Genomic DNA, 16,860 nt, shown 5'->3' with positions numbered 1-16,860 from the left:
ATCATGTTTGCGCTTGTCGATGTGAACAGTTTCTATGCTTCGTGCGAGACGGTGTTTCGCCCGGATCTGAAAGGGCGCCCGGTGGTGGTGCTGTCGAATAACGATGGCTGCGTGATTGCCCGCAGCGCCGAGGCGAAAGGGCTGGTGACGATGGGGGCGCCTTATTTCAAACAGAAAGAGATCTTCCGCCGCCACGGGATTGTCGCCTTCAGCAGTAACTATGAACTGTATGCTGACATGAGCCATCGGGTGATGACCACCCTGGAAGAGCTCACGCCGCGGGTCGAGATCTACTCGATTGATGAGGCGTTTTGCGATCTTACCGGAGTCAGTAACTGCTACAATCTGGACGCCTTTGGCCGCGAAATCCGCCGAACGGTACTGCAACATACACACCTCACCGTCGGGGTAGGGATCGCGCCCACCAAAACCCTCGCCAAACTGGCAAACTTTGCGGCAAAAAAATGGCAGCGGCAGACCGGGGGCGTGGTCGATTTATCCGGCGTTGAGCGTCAGCGCAAGCTGATGGCGGCGCTGCCCGTCGAAGAGGTATGGGGCGTCGGGCGACGGTTGAGTAAAAAGCTCAGTGCGATGGGCATTCATACCGTGCTGGATCTGGCGAACACTCCCACCGACCTGATCCGCAAGCATTTCAGCGTGGTGCTGGAACGCACCGTCCGCGAGCTGCGCGGCGAGTCCTGCCTGGGGTTTGAAGAGTTTGCCCCGCACAAGCAGGAGATCATCTGCTCCCGCTCGTTCGGGGAGCGGATCTCAGACTATGAGGCGATGCGCCAGGCCATCTGTAGCTACGCCGCTCGCGCCTCCGAGAAGCTGCGGGCCGAGCACCAGTACTGCCGGTTTATTTCGGCTTTCGTGAAGACTTCGCCGTTTGCGCTGAACGAGCCTTACTACGGCAATAGCGCCTCCGTCAAACTGCTGACGCCAACCGAAGACAGCCGGGACATCATTAACGCGGCGACGCGCTGTCTGGATCTCATCTGGCGAGAGGGGCTACGCTATCAAAAAGCGGGCGTCATGCTGGGAGACTTTTTCAGCTCTGGCGTCGCGCAGCTTAATTTATTTGATGAAAATCCGCCGCGGCGCAATAGCGAAAAGCTGATGGCTCTCGTCGACAAATTAAATGAACAAGGGCGCGGAACAATCTGGTTTGCGGGGCAGGGAATAGAGCAGCAGTGGCAAATGAAAAGGGAGATGTTGTCTCCGCGATATACCACACGTTTTTCGGATTTACTGCGCGTTAAATAAATCGCTTTCACCAAAATAGTGCAAAGCCTGAACGTAAATATTTGTCGAACAGGAAAGATATATCCCTGGACGATCAATAATTGCGCTATGGTGGTGGCTCAGCACACACCTGCCCGGAGGGGCTATTCCTAACATAAAATTTGAGTGCCCGGTTTGCACGAGCAAGCGGTTTCGTTTTACCTCTTTTAGCCCTACGCAAACCCAACCTCATGGTGCTGCCTGTTCCGTCTGTGGAACCCGACTCACCGCACACTCATGCGTGCCAATGCCAAAAAGAAGACGCTGGCCAAAACAGGTGGTTTAGGTGTTAAAGGGGGGCTAATGCTGGCCCTCCCGATAAATGATTTTGCCGCTACGTTGACGACGCTTTTATATTAACTGCCGTTTCGTTATTTCTGAAAAATAGCGGGCTTTATTTTTACGGCTCGCTTATTTTATTGATTAATTCTGGCCCCTGATTTTTTACGTTTCCCACCGCCCGGGTGACAGGATGCCAGTGGAAATCATCTGCGGGAACGGCGCCGCTCTGCGCTATCTCTTCAGCTTCTTTGCTGCTTACCGTCTCGCGGAGCCATTCACGTGCCGCCTGCGGCGTCAGCACCAGCGGCCGTCGGTCGTGAATATCCACCAGCCCTTTGTCCGCTGCCGCAGTCACAATCAGGAATCCTTCCGCTTCATCCCCGCGCTCGAACGGCGTACTGCCGATCGCGGCCATAAAAATGGGCTGTCCATCGGCACGGTAGATAAAGTAGGGCTGTTTTTTCTCCCCCTCTTTTTTCCACTCGAACCAGCCGTCGGCAAAGACAATCGCCCGGCCATGGTTCCATAGCGGTTTAAACATCCGGCTGGTGGCGGCGGTCTCCTGTCGGGCGTTAATCAGCGGGGCTTTATCCCACCAGCCAGGGGCGTAACCCCAGAATACCGGGTCGAGATGCAACAGATCGTCGCGTTCGCTGAGCAGCAGCACTTTGGTGCCGGGCGCAACGTTATAGCGCCCGATGGGTTCCGGGTCGTAGGGGATATCGCAGTCTGCTTCATCCGCCAGAAAAGCAAGATATTCTTCCCGGGTCTGCGCCTGGGCGAAACGTCCGCACATAGTTACCTCCGGTGGTTTTCTTAAGTATAGAGGGTGAATTTCCCGGAACCGTAACCTCTGCGGCGGACGGTTGTGCTAAGAGCGATTAACGCGTCACCACCACATCGGTAAAGGTGAAGCGATTTGGCTGCCCGGTAACCGAAAAACGAGTAGATGGAATAACACCAGAATCAGGCGTATTGACGGGAATATCTACCGGGATGATGCTGCGTCAAGCATCGGGCATCTCAGGCGGGTTTAAGACCCCTCCGGATGACAAAATCCATCGACTAACTGCTTCAGAAGGCAAATAAGCCCGGCCAAAATCAGCACAAAGGCCAGCGCGGTGAATAAAACAATCGTCATCCTCGACTCCATGTTCTCAGTTTTGTTTGGTAAAAATCTTAGATCGCATTTTTCATTTGTCATTATCTTCCGGGTATTTTTCTTATTGCTGGCAGATTCGATACCGGTCAGAAGCGGACATATCCAGGATGAGGCCCTATAATCCTCCACGCCTGAAAACGTTCTGCACTGAGGATCCCAGATGACGACCTTTCATCAACTTACGGCCACCAGCCTGCGCGGTCAGCCCATCTCTATGGCCGACTATGCGGGGAAGGTGGTGCTGGTGGTGAACACTGCCAGCCAGTGTGGCTTTACACCCCAGTACGCTGGTCTTGAAAAACTCTACAAAAAGTATGCCGACCAGGGGCTGGTGGTGCTGGGTTTCCCCTGCAATCAGTTCGGTAAGCAGGAGCCTGGCGGCGCGGACGACATTGCCCAGACCTGTCACGTCAATTACGGCGTCAGCTTCCCGATGTTCGGGAAAGTGGAGGTCAACGGCGCAACAGCGCATCCTCTGTTTCGTTATCTGAAAGAGGCGTTGCCCGGCGTACTGGGGGGACGAATCAAGTGGAATTTCACCAAGTTCCTTATCGGACGCGACGGCAAACCGCTCAAACGTTTTGCACCGATGACCACCCCGGAGAAAATGGAGGCTGCTATCGTCGCTGCACTTGAAAGCTGATTAATGCAGGCGAAGCAGAGAGATGAGAGGGGAAAAGCCGGGCGCGCTGCGCTTGCCCGGCCTGAAAACTTATCGCGCCGCCAGCTCCCGGCGGATAATCTCCGCCCCTGCGCTTAACGCATGGAGCTTGCCGTTAGCCACCTGACGGGACAGGGGAGCCATTCCGCAGTTGGTCGACGGGTAGAGCTTGTCGGCATCCACAAACTGCAACGCTTTGCGCAGCGTAGCGGCCACTTCCTCTGGCGTCTCAATGGTATGGGTTGCCACATCAATGGCGCCGACCATCACCTTTTTACCGCGGATTAGCTCCAGCAGATCCATCGGTACGCGCGAGTTGTGGCACTCCAGCGAGATGATATCGATATTCGAGGTCTGCAGTTTGGGGAACGCTTCTTCGTACTGGCGCCACTCTGAACCCAGCGTTTTCTTCCAGTCGGTGTTGGCTTTGATGCCATAGCCGTAGCAGATGTGGACGGCGGTTTCGCATTTCAGCCCTTCAATGGCGCGCTCCAGGGCGGCGATCCCCCAGTCATTCACCTCATCAAAAAAGACGTTAAAGGCGGGTTCGTCGAACTGGATAATATCGACCCCGGCCGCTTCCAGCTCTTTGGCCTCCTGGTTGAGAATTTTTGCAAACTCCCAGGCCAGTTTTTCCCGGCTTTTGTAGTGGTTGTCATAGAGCGTGTCGATCATGGTCATCGGACCCGGCAGCGCCCATTTGATTGGCTGGGTGGTGAGCTGGCGTAAATATTTCGCATCATCAACGAACACTGGCTTCTGACGGGCCACGGCGCCGACGACGGTCGGTACGCTCGCATCATAGCGGTTACGGATTTTAACCACCTCGCGTTTCTCAAAATCGACGCCGCTGAGGTGCTCGATAAAGGTAGTGACGAAGTGCTGGCGCGTTTGCTCACCGTCGCTGACGATGTCAATGCCAGCCCGCAGCTGATCGTCGAGGGACAAACGCAGCGCATCCTGTTTACCGGCGAGCAGTTCTTCGTTCTGCAATTTCCACGGCGACCAGAGGGTCTCCGGCTGTGCCAGCCAGGAGGGTTTCGGCAGGCTGCCGGCAGTGGAGGTGGGGAGCAATGTTTTCATAACAGGTGACCTTATCGTTTTAATGGAATCAACGCGCGTACTGAGCAGACCATTGCTCAAGAAGAGTTTTGTACGGTTTGATAAAGTGTTTCTCGGTAAATTTCCCCTGCTCAATGGCCAGCTGGCTACGCTCTTCGCGGTCGTAAACAATTTTGGTCAGGGAGTGATCCTCGTTAGTCAGGCTGGGCTGGTAACAGTGCCCGGCGACCGAATTCGCGTTGTAAATTTCCGGACGATAAATCTTCTGGAATGTCTCCATCGTACTGATGGTGCCGATAAGCTCCAGGAAGGTGTAGTCGCTCAGCAAATCGCCGGTGAAGAAAAACGCCAGCGGCGCGGCGCTGTGTGGCGGCATAAAGTAGCGCACCTGCAGACCCATCTTTTTGAAGTACGCTTCCGTTAACGAAGAGCCCTGTTGCTGGTACTCAATGCCTAAAACAGGATGGGCATTACCGATGCGGTGATAGACATTTTTATTGGAGACGCTGAGGCAGATAACCGGCGGCTTGCTGAAATTGGCCTTATATTCATCGGAATTAACGAAGTGCTTAAAGATATTGCCGTGCAGTTCGCCAAAATTAGCCGGAATGGTGAAGGTCGTCTGCTGTTTATTATGATCCGGCAGAAGAACGCTGAAATCGTAATCCCGGACATAAGAGGAGAAGTTATTCCCGACGATCCCTTCAATGCGCTCGTTGGTTTTTTTATCAATGATGTTGGTTTTTAAGATTTCAATCGCCGGGAAGGTGGCGTGATTGTCTTCTCCCGCGATATTCATCTCTACGGAGATGATGTCCAGCTCTACGGAATAACGATCGCCGTTCGGGTTGTCCCAGTGCGCTAAGGCGTTGAAACGATTGTCAATCATCACTAACGTATTGCGCAGGTTCTGCTGACGGCTTTCCCCGCGGGCGAGGTTGGCAAAGTTAGTGGTGATCCGCGTGTTTTCGGATGGGTTGTAATTTTCATCGAAACGACTGTGGGTAATCGTGAAGGTGAAAGCGTTATTCATGGTGATGTTTCCCGGCTCTGACATAAAGACTGAAATCCCCTCGCGGTTACAGAAGTCAGTCTGTATGTTGCTAATACGTTAATATGGCTTAAGTTATGCCAGAGCCGGGGAGGGAGTGAAAGCGACTAAATTTCATTGCAACATGAGTCATCTTCATGATGGTGAAAAAATTTCACTCTGCACTCTCCGCATGCCGTTCCAGATCCAGCGCACTGGCGCTGGCGGGGTCGAAAAGTGAAAGGCTTTCAATTTGATCCAGCATGATGACCTTGCGAAACGCCATGGCGCTTTTAGGCTGTGAATCGAGCGTAATATCGTGGTCGGCATACCATTTACTGTAGTTATGCTCAATGCGCAGGCTCAGCGTCTCGCCGTCGCGGTAGCCGCTCAGCATCGGGATCAGCACGATGTTAGCGGTCTTTTCATATTCCAGGGTTGCGGTATGGATCATCCCGATATAAATCCGCCGCGATTTCAGCGTCACCAGCGCCAGTTCGCCTTCCTCCATGCACTGATAAAGCAACTGCTCAATCCCGCTTGCTTGTGACAGGCGCTTGTAAAGCTGCTTGCGACCTTCGCCGTCCAGCCTGGCGCTGCCCGCCCAGTTCGAGCGGTAGAGACAAAACAGGATGGCAAAAGCCAGCATCACCACTACCGGCGCCTGGATGCCCAGGAAGCTCCAGTTCATAAAATCCACTTGCCAGTTGGCGTTGTCCTGCGCGGTTAAGTGGAAGGTATTGGCAGTGTAAGAGAGCCCGAGCAGTAACAGCCAAAGCAGGCCGGTGGCGATCACGCCCTGCAATACGAAGATACAGCCGTACAGCGCGACCAGAAAATAGACATCCCAGCCAAAGGAGCGCTTAATTTTAAACCGGGTGGAGAGGTCGCGACTCGTGTACCAGTATCCGCTCACCATCAGTACCATAAAGATCGCTGTTCCCATATCAGGCCCTCTTCAGCGCGTTAACATGGCGCAGGAAGTCCTGTCGCACCTCTTTACTTTTATAGTTGACCGAGGCGTTACCATCCTGATCGATAATGATGCGGTCCCCGTCCTCCACGGCCTCAATAATCTCCTGCTGACTCATCACCTGTAGCAGCGACTCAGGGCTGGAGAAAATTGAGGTAAACAGGCGTCTCATAGCGTGGGCTCCTTATAGACAAAAAGCCTAAGCATGGTAGGGGATTGCAAATATTGCCTTAAGGTTATGCTGAAAAGCGTCAGGTTACGCTCAGCCTTTTCCCCCTCCACGCTCCCGGAATCATGTTAATCATTAAAGTGTCATTGACGTGGCCGAAGCTGTACAACCTGGATGTAGAACTGAGCGGTCAGTAGGGCAGTTTATGATGCGCGGGAAGCGCTGTTTTCAAGCGGAGTTCCATGATTAATGGAAGATTATTAAGTCTTATTAATTAATCGCTTACTGAAAATAGTTTTTTGTAAGCTTTGAACGCCAGATAATTTTTAATGCCTTTTAAGGCGTTGATATTTTTAAAATTAACTTAGGTTGCTATGTAAAATCGCAAAAACTTGTACATGCACCATGTACAACTATAGCGGTTTGGTATATTTTAACATCACTTTAACTCCTAACCTAAATGTCAATCCGGAGCATCTATGCGAGGTAACAGTTCGCGCCAAAGTTCAGCTGAGGCAATCACCGCCTATTTTAATAAAGCCAGTCTGCGTAGCCAGCAGGAGACGCTGGGGCTCATTGTCGGTGAGATTCTGAATGAGGGACGTAACCTGAGCCGACTGGCTATCTGTACCAGGTTATTACGCCGGGTAGAAGAGACGGAAGATGAAGCAGAAATTGCCCACTATAATGAGCTGATCGCACTGTTTTTTGAACGATAGAGAGTGTTAGCGCTTCTGTGTCTTAAAGCAGTCGATATAGGCGTTTGCGCAAAGTGGAAAAGCATCTTACGCAAAATAGTATATTGATAGCGATGAGAGGTAGCCCGGCTACGTTCAGTCGCGTGAGAACAGTTATGCATAGAACGAAATCTGAAAAGCTGAGGGACGATCTTATTGGCGAAGCTGTGTTGTTAATTTTAAAAGACAACGGTCCAATAAATTTTAAGACGCTGGCAGTAAAACTGAAAATTATGGCCAGCACAGAGCGTGATGTTGAACGACGAAGTGCACTGTCGGCGGCAGCATTAGAGGTTGAGCAAAAGGTTAAATCCAGTCGTGGCGTACAGACAGAATACAGAAGTCATTGTTATGTCAACAGAATGCACCATCTTATGGTGAATGATACTCAGCATAAATACGATAAAAAACATTAATCTTTGGGTGGATAATATGCAACCTAATATTTCTCAGCACACACCGCATTTCAATGCCCTTCAGGATTAGGCGCTGGCATCCTACTTCCGTTCAGCCGGCGGTGCCTTGTCCGTGGAGTCTGCCATCTTAGGTTCAGCGATAAGATGTATTATTCTCAGTGGTGATAACCTCACTAATAAGCAAATTATTCTTCAGCTAATTTACGCGCTTGAACAAACAGCGGATCAAGAGGCTGCCGACGTCATACGCAATACGCTCGAAATTGTTGTGGGTTTCACGCAGGATGATATTTAAGCATCACTTACGCCGGTGGCACCCGCATAATAAAGGTCTGGTAAAATAGCCGACGCAAACTGCCCTTAACCAGGGCAGCAGCATCTTCTGAAGTATCCTCACACCTGCCCCACCCTGACTTCCCCGTCTCATTGCGACACCTCTCTGAACATTCCCGTTTGCAGCTCCGTGTAAAATAAAATAGTATACCCCCCTACAGTATCCAGGAGCCCTCCGATGCCACATTCACCTGAAGACAAAAAACGTGTCCTGACGCGCGTGCGCCGCATTCGCGGACAGGTCGATGCCCTGGAGCGGGCGCTTGAGTCCGGCGAACCTTGCCTTGCTATCCTGCAGCAAATCGCCGCGGTGCGCGGCGCCGCAAACGGGCTGATGGGCGAGATGGTTGAAATTCACCTCAAAGATGAGCTGGTGACGGGCGATACCACCGCCGATCAGCGGGCTGTAAGAATGGCGGAAGTCGGCCATTTGCTGCGCTCTTATCTAAAATAAACACCTGACATCACTAAAAGGAAAGCAAGATGAAATCACGTGCTGCTGTTGCATTTGGCCCAGGCCAGCCGTTGAAAATCGTTGAAATTGATGTGGCGCCACCAAAGAAGGGTGAAGTGCTGGTCAAAATCACCCACACCGGCGTGTGTCACACCGACGCGTTTACCCTGTCGGGTGACGATCCGGAAGGCGTTTTCCCGGCGGTGCTCGGTCATGAGGGCGGTGGCGTGGTGGTGGAAGTCGGCGAGGGCGTCACCAGCCTGCAACCGGGCGATCACGTCATCCCGCTGTACACCGCTGAGTGTCGCGAGTGTAAGTTCTGTAAATCCGGCAAAACCAACCTCTGCCAGGCGGTGCGCGCCACCCAGGGTAAAGGGCTGATGCCGGACGGCACCACCCGTTTCTCATACAACGGTGAGCCGATCTATCACTACATGGGCACCAGCACCTTCAGCGAATACACCGTCTGCGCTGAAATCTCGCTGGCAAAAGTGAACCCGCAGGCGCCGCTGGATAAGGTCTGTCTGCTGGGCTGCGGCGTCACCACCGGTATTGGTGCCGTCCACAACACCGCCAAAGTGAAAGAGGGCGATACCGTGGCGGTATTCGGTCTGGGCGGCATCGGTCTGGCAGTGATCCAGGGGGCGGTACAGGCGAAAGCCGGACGCATTCTGGCGGTGGACACCAACCCGGAAAAATTCAAGCTGGCGGGTGAAATGGGCGCGACCGACTTCATCAACCCGAACGACTACGACAAGCCCGTTCAGGACGTCATTGTTGAACTCACCGACGGCGGCGTCGACTTCAGCTTTGAGTGCATTGGTAACGTCAACGTCATGCGTGCCGCGCTGGAGTGCTGCCATAAGGGCTGGGGCGAAAGCGTGATTATCGGCGTGGCCGGTGCGGGTCAGGAGATCAAAACCCGTCCGTTCCAGCTGGTGACTGGCCGCGTATGGCGTGGCTCCGCGTTTGGCGGCGTAAAAGGGCGCACCCAACTGCCGGGTATGGTAGAGGACGCGATGGCGGGCAAAATTCAGCTCGATCCGTTCATTACCCACCGCCTGCCGCTGGATCAGATCAACGAGGCTTTCGATCTGATGCACGAAGGGAAATCCATCCGTACCGTTATCCATTTCGGCGATAACTGATAAACCTTCTCTCTCCCGCTGCGCCTTTATGGGCAGCGGGACGACATCTCTTTAAAAATCATTGCGAAAGTGTGACCAGTGTTGCGATTTTAGCCGTAATCAAATTCTCTGTCGTGCCGATGACTACTTTACAGGCGTGTTTCCACGCATCTTACCTATGAGAGAGTCTACGGCTATGGACAAAACAACAACAGTTCGGGCGCAACATAAGCTGGGCTTCCTGCATCACATCAGGCTGCTTCCGCTTTTCTCCTCGATTTTGGGTGGCATTATTTTGCTGTTTGCCCTGAGCGCGGGGTTGGCAGGTTATTTTTTACTCCAGGCAGATAAAGATCAGCAGGATGTAACGGCTGAGATCCAGGTCCGTACCGGGTTGTCAAACAGTTCAAACCATCTGCGCACGGCGCGTATCAACATGATCCATGCGGGCGCTGCCAGCCGTATCGCCGAAATGGATGAGATGAAAAAGAACATCGCGGAAGCAGAGCAGCGCCTTAAACAGTCCCAGGCCGGTTTTGCCGCCTACATGAGCCGTGGCGTTCGCACCCCGGCGGACGAAGCGCTGGATGGCGATCTGAAGACCAACTACCAGGCCTACATTGATGGCATGCAGCCGATGCTGAAATATGCCAAAAACGGCATGTTTGAAGCCATCATCAACCACGAAAATGAGACGGCGCGTCCGCTGGATGATGCTTATAACGAGGTGCTGCTGAAAGCGATCAAGATCCGTACCGAACGCGCGAATATGCTCACCGAACAGGCGCACACCCGCACCCAGCTGGGGCTAATGTTTATGATCGGTGCCTTTGGTCTGGCCCTGGTGCTGACGGTGATCACCTTTATCGTTCTGCGTCGCACGGTGATTAACCCGCTGCAACGTGCGGCAACCCGCATTGAACATATTGCGAAAGGCGATCTGACGCTGCCAGAAGAGCAGACCGGGCGCAGTGAAATTGGCCGTCTGACCCACGATCTGCAAACCATGCAGCGCTCGCTGGTGAATACCGTGGGCACCGTGCGTCAGGGCGCGGAAGAGATCTACCGCGGCACCAGCGAAATCTCTGCCGGTAACACCGATCTCTCATCACGTACCGAACAGCAGGCCGCCGCTATCGAGCAGACCGCTGCCAGCATGGAACAGCTGACCGCCACCGTGAAGCAGAACGCCGATAACGCGCACCACGCCAGCAAGCTGGCGGAAGATGCCTCCGGTAAAGCCAGCCGCGGCGGCCAGATGGTCTCCGGGGTGGTGAAAACCATGGGCAACATCTCCAGCAGCTCGAAGAAAATCTCCGAAATCACCGCGGTGATCAACAGCATCGCCTTCCAGACCAACATCCTGGCGCTGAACGCCGCGGTGGAAGCCGCCCGTGCCGGTGAGCAAGGGCGCGGGTTCGCGGTAGTCGCCAGCGAAGTCCGCACCCTGGCCAGCCGCAGCGCCAACGCTGCGAAAGAGATTGAAGGGCTAATCAGCGAGTCGGTTTCGCTCATCGATCAGGGCTCCGGGGAAGTGGTTGCCGCAGGTAACACCATGAGCGAAATCGTGGAAGCGGTTAAACGCGTCACCGATATCATGCTGGAGATTGCCGCCGCTTCCGACGAGCAGAGCCGGGGCATTGAGCAGGTCAGCCAGGCGATCTCGGAGATGGATAAAGTGACCCAGCAGAACGCCTCGCTGGTGGAAGAAGCCTCCGCCGCGGCGGCCTCGCTGGAAGATCAGGCTGCCCGTCTGACCGAAGCGGTAGGCGCCTTCCGCTTGCAGGGTATGGGCCAGGCCCGCAGCAGCAGTAAAGCGGCGCCTGTCGCGCCAGCCGCACCGCTGCGTCCGGCGGTTGCCGATGGGGATAACTGGGAAACGTTCTGATCCCCAGCCGCATCCTGCCGGGTGGCGCTGCGCTTACCCGGCCTACAAAACCGTAGGCCCGTGCAAGCGAAGCGCCGCCGGGCAAAAAAGGGTTCATGTTTCGACATGAACCCTTTTTTTATTCCCCGCTATGATGGATGTAAGGGCTAAAGAGGAACAGGACGATGAAACGATTTACGCAGGTGGTTTGCACAGCGTGGTTACTGGCCGGGTGTGCCTCCGGCGGCAGCGTGGGGGTGGGCGGCATCGGGATCGGCGGCGGCGGGGGGAGCAGCGGAGTGGGGGTCGGGTTATCTTTCCCGGTGGGCGGCAGCACATCGACCGTCGATAACGGGCAGGCGGACTGCGACGGCGACGTATACCGGGTGCAGCCGCGCTATCCTGAGCAGGCCGCGGCGCAGAACTATTCCGGCAGGGTGACGGTTTCGTTTAACGTCAAGCTCAATGGCCGCGCGACGGATTACGAAGCCGCAGGGGATAAACCCTTCTTCGAGGAGACAAAACGCGCCGTCTTACGCAGCTGCTGGCCAGCAGGCGTCCATCAGAACCTGGTGGTGAGTTACCAGAACGGCAAGACGGCAACCTGGATCGAAAATTCTCTCTCCGCTAAGCCGTAGAAATAAAAAAGCCGGCCACAAAGGTAGCCGGCTCGACGGTTAAAGGCGATTACGGCTTATCAGGCAGCGCATAGGCGATGATGTAATCCCCGCGATCCGGAGACTGACGCGCGCCACCCGCATTGATGATGATGTACTGCTTGCCGGTTTTCGGCGACACGTAGGTCATCGGCCCGGACTGGCTGCCCACCGGCAGGCGGTCTTTCCAGATCTCTTTCCCGTTGGCGGTATCGAACGCGCGCAGGTAGAAATCCTGCGTACCGGCGAAGAACAGCAGGCCAGACTGGGTGGAGAGCGACGCGCCCAGCGTCGGCATGCCAATCGGGATTGGCATGTGCATGCGGATGCCCAGCGGACCGGTATCTTCCACAGTACCTACCGGCACCTGCCACACCAGCTTGCCGGACTTCAGATCCACGGCAGACAGGGTGCCGAACGGCGGTTTCTGGCACGGAATACCCAGCGGCGACAGGAAGCGTTCGCGCATCGCACCGAACGGTGTCCCGTCCATCGGCACAATCCCCATCTCAATCCCGCTGGCATTTTTGGCTACGTTGGCGCGCGGCACCATGTAGTTCGCCAGCCCCAGGCGCATGTCGTTCACGAACATCAGGCTGTTGTTCGGGTCAACCGAGACGCTGCCCCAGTTCATGCCGCCGAGCGAGCCCGGGAACTGCAGGGAGCGATCGAGACCCGGCGGGGTAAAGACGCCCTGGTGGCGCATCTCTTTAAACTGGATGCGGCAGAGCAGCAGGTCAACCGGCGTAGCGCCCCACATATCCGATTCGGTCAGGGTCTGGTTGCCAATCATCGGCATGCCGACGGAGTATGGCTGGGTCGGGGAGTAACGCTCGCCTTCAACATTTCCGGCAGGCACCGGACGCTCTTCCACCTTCGCCACCGGCTGGCCGGTTTCGCGGTTGAGCATAAAGATCATGCCCTGCTTGCTGGTCTGCACCAGCACTGGCGTGGAGCCGCCTTTACCATCCGGCAGATCGTACAGCAGCGGCTGCGACGGCAGGTCGAAGTCCCAGAGATCGTGGTGGGTGGTCTGGAAATGCCAGCGTACCTGACCGGTTGTGGCATCCACTGCCACAATGGAGGAGCTGTATTTATCATCCAGTTCGGTACGCTGACCGGCCCAGAAGTCCGGGGTGGCGTTACCGGTCGGAAGGTAGATCAGGTTCAGCTTCGCGTCATAGGACATGGCTGACCAGACGTTCGGCGTCCCGCGGGTATAGGTCTGGCCTTCCGGCGGCAGGCCGGTGATGTTCGGGTTACCCGGATCCCAGGCCCAGGCCAGCTTGCCGCTGTGCACATCATAGGCACGGACCACGCCCGGCGGCTCATCGGTGGAGAAGTTATCCGCCACGCGGCCACCTACCACCACGACGTTGCCCGCCACCAGCGGGGTGGAGGTTTGCTGATAGTAGCCAGGCTTCACTTCACCCATACCGACGCTGAGATCGACCACGCCATGCTTGCCAAAATCTTCACACAGCTTGCCGGTATCGGCGTTGATGGCGATAAGACGGGCATCGGTGGTCGGCAGGAACAGACGACGCGGACAGGCGGCAGGCTGGGTTTTAGCCTGTGACGTTGTCACATTTGCACTCTCTTCAAAATAGCCCAGACCACGGCAGCGCTGCCAGTTTGGCGCGGTGGCTTTGGAATCATAGCGCCACTTCTCTTTGCCGGAGTCGACATCCAGCGCCAGCACCTTGCTGTAGGGCGTACAGACGTAGAGCGTATCGCCAATCTGCAGCGGAGTGTTCTGATCTTCCGCCCCGGAGCCGTTGCTCTGGGGAATGTCGCCGGTGTGGGCAACCCAGGCTACTTTCAGATCGCTCACGTTCTGCTTGTTAATCTGATCCAGGGCGGCAAAGCGGTCGCCGTGGGTGGTGTTACCCCAGTGCGCCCAGTTTTTCTGCTGCTGCCCCGCGGCCACCGGTTTTACCGGTACGGGTTCGTTAGCGGCAACCAGGGTCTGCGGTTTAAACATCCAGCCAAGGCTCACCAGCATCAACACCGCCAGCACGGCGGCAACGCCGAACGCCGGGGTTTTATTGACCGGACGATCTGCGCCGAGCAGGAACGGCCAGACAAGGGCGGCCAGGAACGCCAGCACCGCAAAAGTGAACAGGCGTGAGAAGAGCGGCCAGAAATCCCAGCCTGCGTCGCTTACGGCCCAGATCAGCGAGGCGATAAACGCCACCGCGTAAAGGAGAATACCGCTGGTGCGCCCGCGTGCGATCAGGAATGCGGCGATCAGCATCACCACGCCCATGATCAGGAAGTACCAGCTTCCCCCTACGGTGGCGAGCTTAAAGCCCAGCCCACCGACGGCCAGCCCGATGATCGCCATCAGACCAACCAGTAGCCACTGCAGGAACCGGGGGAACCCACGTAGCGAATTACCTATAGCCATTTCTGTCTCCTGAAATAATCGCCTCTTCTCTGGCCAGGGCAGATTCAAACCTGAACCAAATGGGTAACAGAAGAGAAGATCTTTAATGAAAATGTCGAGCATGACGCCATTGTGGCGCCTGAGAGATCACCGCTGCGTTATTAAAATGAACCATTTGGTGAAATCGGCGGGTATGATAAATCTGTTAAATTGTTTAGTGCAATTGTTAATGAATGATTTCGCATTATTTGAGTAATGGAAACAAAAAGCCCGTCATCACGACGGGCTGGAGAGGGGTGAGATTAGACTGGCATCGATTTACGTATCGCGCTCAGCAGCGTCTGGGTGGCGGCGGAGAGCGGGGCGTCCACGCGGGTTAATACCCCAATCGGTTCGCCTGGACCGGGCGTTGTCACCGGCAACGCCACCAGCGTGCCCTGACGCAGATCCTCTTTCACTGCCCCGGACGGGACAAACCAGACATAGTCATAATCGACCGTCAGCTGACGCGACAGCGAGGCCGAGAGGGTTTCAATGCAGCCTGGTGGCAGTTTGCATCCCTGGGTTTGCAGCAAGGTTTCGGCATTCTGGCGCGGCACGGTACCTTTCGGCGACACCACCACCGGCCACTCCATCACCCGGCTGAGGGTCACGGTATCGTTGAGGATGGGATGGCGCGGACGGACCACCAGCTTCAGGGACTCCAGGAAGAGCAGCTCATAGTTCAGGCCGCTCATCAGCTCCGGGTCCGACATTCTGCCGATCCCCAGATCCAGCTCGCCCGACTTCAGGCCCGCCAGCAGCATGGTGTTATTCATGGTGGCGACCTGCAAGGTGATGTTGCGCTGCTGCTTGTGGAACTGGCCGATGACCGCCGGCAAAATGCCCAGCGCCGCGGTGGGCAGGGCACCAATGCGCACGACATCGGGCACCACATCGTTACGCCGCGTCAGCGACTGGCCCGCGGTATTCAGGGCATCCAGGACTTTGACGGCATGAGTCAGGAACTGCTCGCCCATGAGCGTCAGTTGCGCGCCCAGGCGCCCGCGTTCGAACAGCCGCGTGCCGGTGAGCTGCTCCAGCTCGTTCAGCGTTTTTGAAAGCGCAGGCTGGCTCAGATTAAGGGTTTCAGCCGCGCGCCCAAGCGTACCCTGCTGAGCGACGGCCACAAAAGTATGAAGATGGCGCAGACGAATGCGCTGAGAAAACAAGCCATTTTTTTCCATAAGCGATGTTAAAAACAGAGCCTTCAGCGTGACAAGAAAAGTTATTTAATTTTGATAACTTGATAGCAAAATATCATTAACATTTCATCGGTTTTAGTAAAGCATCGAATAAAATCTGTCGCTTACATGCACTATCAGGGGAGACCTGGTGAGAAGGTGTAGGGGGAGAGAGCCATTTTGCATAACAAAATGGCAACATTAAAGGGGTTACGCTTCCCGCATTGCGAAAGCGTGGCGCTGGCAGATATGACAGCGATCCGCCTCAGGGGAGAAGGTGTAGAAGGTGTGATGGCAGCTACGACAGGTTTTTACCGCAAACGGATAGCGTTGTGGCGTTGCGGCCTGTAGCTGGTGCTCAATGCGGATCGCAGCGGAAAAACAGACCGCGGTACAACTGTTACAGCCCGTACAGCGGGCAGGGTCCCACGCCAGCGCCGTCTCAGTTATTTGAAGCGCATTTTCAGGGCAGGCTCTGGCGCAGGCGCCGCAGGCCATACACAGGGACAACGACAAGGAGAGCTGATACTCGCTGAAGGACGATAATAACGCTCTGCGGGCGCGGCGACCGGCGCTGACCCGGCCTGACTGGACGTTCTCCTCGGGGATGTGCAGCCAGTGACGACGTAGCGGGTTAACGGCGCGGGGCGTCGGCGGAAAAATCTGCCACTCCGGCTCCCGGAGCTGCCGCAGGGTGAGGTTTAATTCGGCGACGACCCGGACCCACACCGGATGATCGGCGCTCTCCAGCGCCACGCCCCGGATGGCATACTGGAAATGCCACATCAGTAATTCATCGGCGGTTATGCAGGCTGAAAACGGCGCGACTAAGCGATCGGCCTGATAGTTCCTGAGCGTGGGAGTCAGATTTTCCGGGGCGTCGGTGGGACACGGAAAGAGGCAGTTACCGCAGCGCAGACAGCTTGCGTCATCGATCGTCTGCCCGGCGGCGGAAAGGGTAATAGCCGCCACCGGGCACGCGTCTGCGCAGGCGCGGCAGGGGTGGCGAGGGAAGGTGCGGCGCAAACAAGAAGC

The 16,860-nt window shown here is 55.6% G+C and carries 17 protein-coding genes; 9 read left to right on the top strand and 8 right to left on the bottom strand.

Translation table 11 applies throughout. The features are described 5' to 3' along the window. The first annotated feature begins 3 nt into the window (after positions 1–3). Positions 4–1,266, top strand: a complete 1,263-nt coding sequence (locus C2U54_RS17210; RefSeq protein ID WP_103179754.1) for a Y-family DNA polymerase — start codon at positions 4–6, stop codon at positions 1,264–1,266. Positions 1,267–1,684: 418 nt separating this feature from the next. On the opposite strand, the gene C2U54_RS17205 is transcribed toward C2U54_RS17210, so the two are convergent. After that, positions 1,685–2,362 (bottom strand): SOS response-associated peptidase, encoded by a 678-nt coding sequence (locus tag C2U54_RS17205; RefSeq protein ID WP_103179753.1) that lies wholly within the window; start codon positions 2,360–2,362, stop codon positions 1,685–1,687. A 526-nt stretch (positions 2,363–2,888) separates the two neighbouring features. Here C2U54_RS17205 and C2U54_RS17200 point away from each other — a divergent pair. Continuing rightward, on the top strand, positions 2,889–3,371 hold the full coding sequence (locus C2U54_RS17200; protein ID WP_103179752.1) for a glutathione peroxidase: 483 nt from the start codon (positions 2,889–2,891) through the stop codon (positions 3,369–3,371). Between the two features lie 69 nt (positions 3,372–3,440). Here C2U54_RS17200 and C2U54_RS17195 read toward each other — a convergent pair whose 3' ends face one another. From C2U54_RS17195 to C2U54_RS17180, 4 genes are all read right to left on the bottom strand, one after another. Continuing rightward, positions 3,441–4,472, bottom strand: a complete 1,032-nt coding sequence (locus tag C2U54_RS17195; protein WP_103179751.1) for a methionine synthase — start codon at positions 4,470–4,472, stop codon at positions 3,441–3,443. A 28-nt stretch (positions 4,473–4,500) separates the two neighbouring features. After that, positions 4,501–5,484: a DUF1852 domain-containing protein gene (locus tag C2U54_RS17190; RefSeq protein WP_103181086.1), complete on the bottom strand. Its 984-nt coding sequence runs from the start codon at positions 5,482–5,484 to the stop codon at positions 4,501–4,503. Positions 5,485–5,656: 172 nt separating this feature from the next. Continuing rightward, entirely contained in the window at positions 5,657–6,427 is a 771-nt protein-coding gene (locus tag C2U54_RS17185; RefSeq protein ID WP_103179750.1) for a hypothetical protein, read from the bottom strand. A 1-nt stretch (position 6,428) separates the two neighbouring features. After that, a complete protein-coding gene (locus tag C2U54_RS17180) occupies positions 6,429–6,626 on the bottom strand; it encodes a hypothetical protein (RefSeq protein WP_103179749.1) in 198 nt (65 codons plus the stop codon). Between the two features lie 476 nt (positions 6,627–7,102). On the opposite strand from C2U54_RS17180, the gene ycgZ reads away from it, so the two are divergent. The 7 genes from ycgZ to C2U54_RS17150 all read left to right on the top strand — a co-directional run bounded on the left by ycgZ (position 7,103) and on the right by C2U54_RS17150 (position 12,195). Further along, positions 7,103–7,342, top strand: a complete 240-nt coding sequence (ycgZ, locus tag C2U54_RS17175) for a regulatory protein YcgZ (RefSeq protein ID WP_103179748.1) — start codon at positions 7,103–7,105, stop codon at positions 7,340–7,342. A gap of 134 nt (positions 7,343–7,476) precedes the next feature. After that, complete coding sequence (locus C2U54_RS27285) at positions 7,477–7,776, top strand: hypothetical protein (RefSeq protein WP_139156343.1); 300 nt, start codon at positions 7,477–7,479, stop codon at positions 7,774–7,776. A gap of 73 nt (positions 7,777–7,849) precedes the next feature. Then, on the top strand, positions 7,850–8,071 hold the full coding sequence (locus C2U54_RS17170) for a biofilm development regulator YmgB/AriR family protein (RefSeq protein ID WP_233210467.1): 222 nt from the start codon (positions 7,850–7,852) through the stop codon (positions 8,069–8,071). Between the two features lie 216 nt (positions 8,072–8,287). Then, complete coding sequence (locus tag C2U54_RS17165; protein WP_103179747.1) at positions 8,288–8,563, top strand: metal/formaldehyde-sensitive transcriptional repressor; 276 nt, start codon at positions 8,288–8,290, stop codon at positions 8,561–8,563. A 29-nt stretch (positions 8,564–8,592) separates the two neighbouring features. Further along, positions 8,593–9,711, top strand: a complete 1,119-nt coding sequence (locus C2U54_RS17160) for an S-(hydroxymethyl)glutathione dehydrogenase/class III alcohol dehydrogenase (protein ID WP_103179746.1) — start codon at positions 8,593–8,595, stop codon at positions 9,709–9,711. 175 nt (positions 9,712–9,886) lie between these two features. Continuing rightward, a complete protein-coding gene (locus C2U54_RS17155; RefSeq protein ID WP_103179745.1) occupies positions 9,887–11,578 on the top strand; it encodes a methyl-accepting chemotaxis protein in 1,692 nt (563 codons plus the stop codon). A gap of 164 nt (positions 11,579–11,742) precedes the next feature. Beyond that, positions 11,743–12,195, top strand: coding sequence for an energy transducer TonB (locus tag C2U54_RS17150; RefSeq protein WP_103179744.1), 453 nt, complete (start codon positions 11,743–11,745; stop codon positions 12,193–12,195). A gap of 49 nt (positions 12,196–12,244) precedes the next feature. Here the strand turns inward: C2U54_RS17150 and C2U54_RS17145 are convergent, their stop codons facing one another. From C2U54_RS17145 to C2U54_RS17135, 3 genes are all read right to left on the bottom strand, one after another. After that, positions 12,245–14,623 carry a glucose/quinate/shikimate family membrane-bound PQQ-dependent dehydrogenase gene (locus C2U54_RS17145; RefSeq protein ID WP_103179743.1) on the bottom strand — a complete coding sequence of 793 codons (2,379 nt, stop codon included), beginning with the start codon at positions 14,621–14,623 and terminating at the stop codon, positions 12,245–12,247. 281 nt (positions 14,624–14,904) lie between these two features. Further along, the gene (locus tag C2U54_RS17140; RefSeq protein WP_103179742.1) at positions 14,905–15,828 is read right to left on the bottom strand and encodes a LysR substrate-binding domain-containing protein; all 924 of its coding nucleotides are present in this window, start codon (positions 15,826–15,828) and stop codon (positions 14,905–14,907) included. A 207-nt stretch (positions 15,829–16,035) separates the two neighbouring features. Beyond that, a complete protein-coding gene (locus tag C2U54_RS17135; RefSeq protein WP_158251042.1) occupies positions 16,036–16,797 on the bottom strand; it encodes a 4Fe-4S binding protein in 762 nt (253 codons plus the stop codon). Between the last annotated feature and the right edge of the window lie 63 nt (positions 16,798–16,860).

The sequence above is a fragment of the Leclercia sp. LSNIH1 genome (assembly GCF_002902985.1).
GTDB lineage: Bacteria > Pseudomonadota > Gammaproteobacteria > Enterobacterales > Enterobacteriaceae > Enterobacter.
The sequence above is the reverse complement of the archived record's forward strand: the minus strand, read 5'-3'. Positions and strand labels throughout refer to the sequence as shown.

Coding starts and splice junctions, on each gene's coding strand:
- C2U54_RS17210 (WP_103179754.1), top strand. CDS start 4: ATGTTTGCGCTTGTCGATGTGAACAGTTTCTATGCTTCGTGCGAGACG.
- C2U54_RS17205 (WP_103179753.1), bottom strand. CDS start 2,362: ATGTGCGGACGTTTCGCCCAGGCGCAGACCCGGGAAGAATATCTTGCT.
- C2U54_RS17200 (WP_103179752.1), top strand. CDS start 2,889: ATGACGACCTTTCATCAACTTACGGCCACCAGCCTGCGCGGTCAGCCC.
- C2U54_RS17195 (WP_103179751.1), bottom strand. CDS start 4,472: ATGAAAACATTGCTCCCCACCTCCACTGCCGGCAGCCTGCCGAAACCC.
- C2U54_RS17190 (WP_103181086.1), bottom strand. CDS start 5,484: ATGAATAACGCTTTCACCTTCACGATTACCCACAGTCGTTTCGATGAA.
- C2U54_RS17185 (WP_103179750.1), bottom strand. CDS start 6,427: ATGGGAACAGCGATCTTTATGGTACTGATGGTGAGCGGATACTGGTAC.
- C2U54_RS17180 (WP_103179749.1), bottom strand. CDS start 6,626: ATGAGACGCCTGTTTACCTCAATTTTCTCCAGCCCTGAGTCGCTGCTA.
- ycgZ (WP_103179748.1), top strand. CDS start 7,103: ATGCGAGGTAACAGTTCGCGCCAAAGTTCAGCTGAGGCAATCACCGCC.
- C2U54_RS27285 (WP_139156343.1), top strand. CDS start 7,477: ATGCATAGAACGAAATCTGAAAAGCTGAGGGACGATCTTATTGGCGAA.
- C2U54_RS17165 (WP_103179747.1), top strand. CDS start 8,288: ATGCCACATTCACCTGAAGACAAAAAACGTGTCCTGACGCGCGTGCGC.
- C2U54_RS17160 (WP_103179746.1), top strand. CDS start 8,593: ATGAAATCACGTGCTGCTGTTGCATTTGGCCCAGGCCAGCCGTTGAAA.
- C2U54_RS17155 (WP_103179745.1), top strand. CDS start 9,887: ATGGACAAAACAACAACAGTTCGGGCGCAACATAAGCTGGGCTTCCTG.
- C2U54_RS17150 (WP_103179744.1), top strand. CDS start 11,743: ATGAAACGATTTACGCAGGTGGTTTGCACAGCGTGGTTACTGGCCGGG.
- C2U54_RS17145 (WP_103179743.1), bottom strand. CDS start 14,623: ATGGCTATAGGTAATTCGCTACGTGGGTTCCCCCGGTTCCTGCAGTGG.
- C2U54_RS17140 (WP_103179742.1), bottom strand. CDS start 15,828: ATGGAAAAAAATGGCTTGTTTTCTCAGCGCATTCGTCTGCGCCATCTT.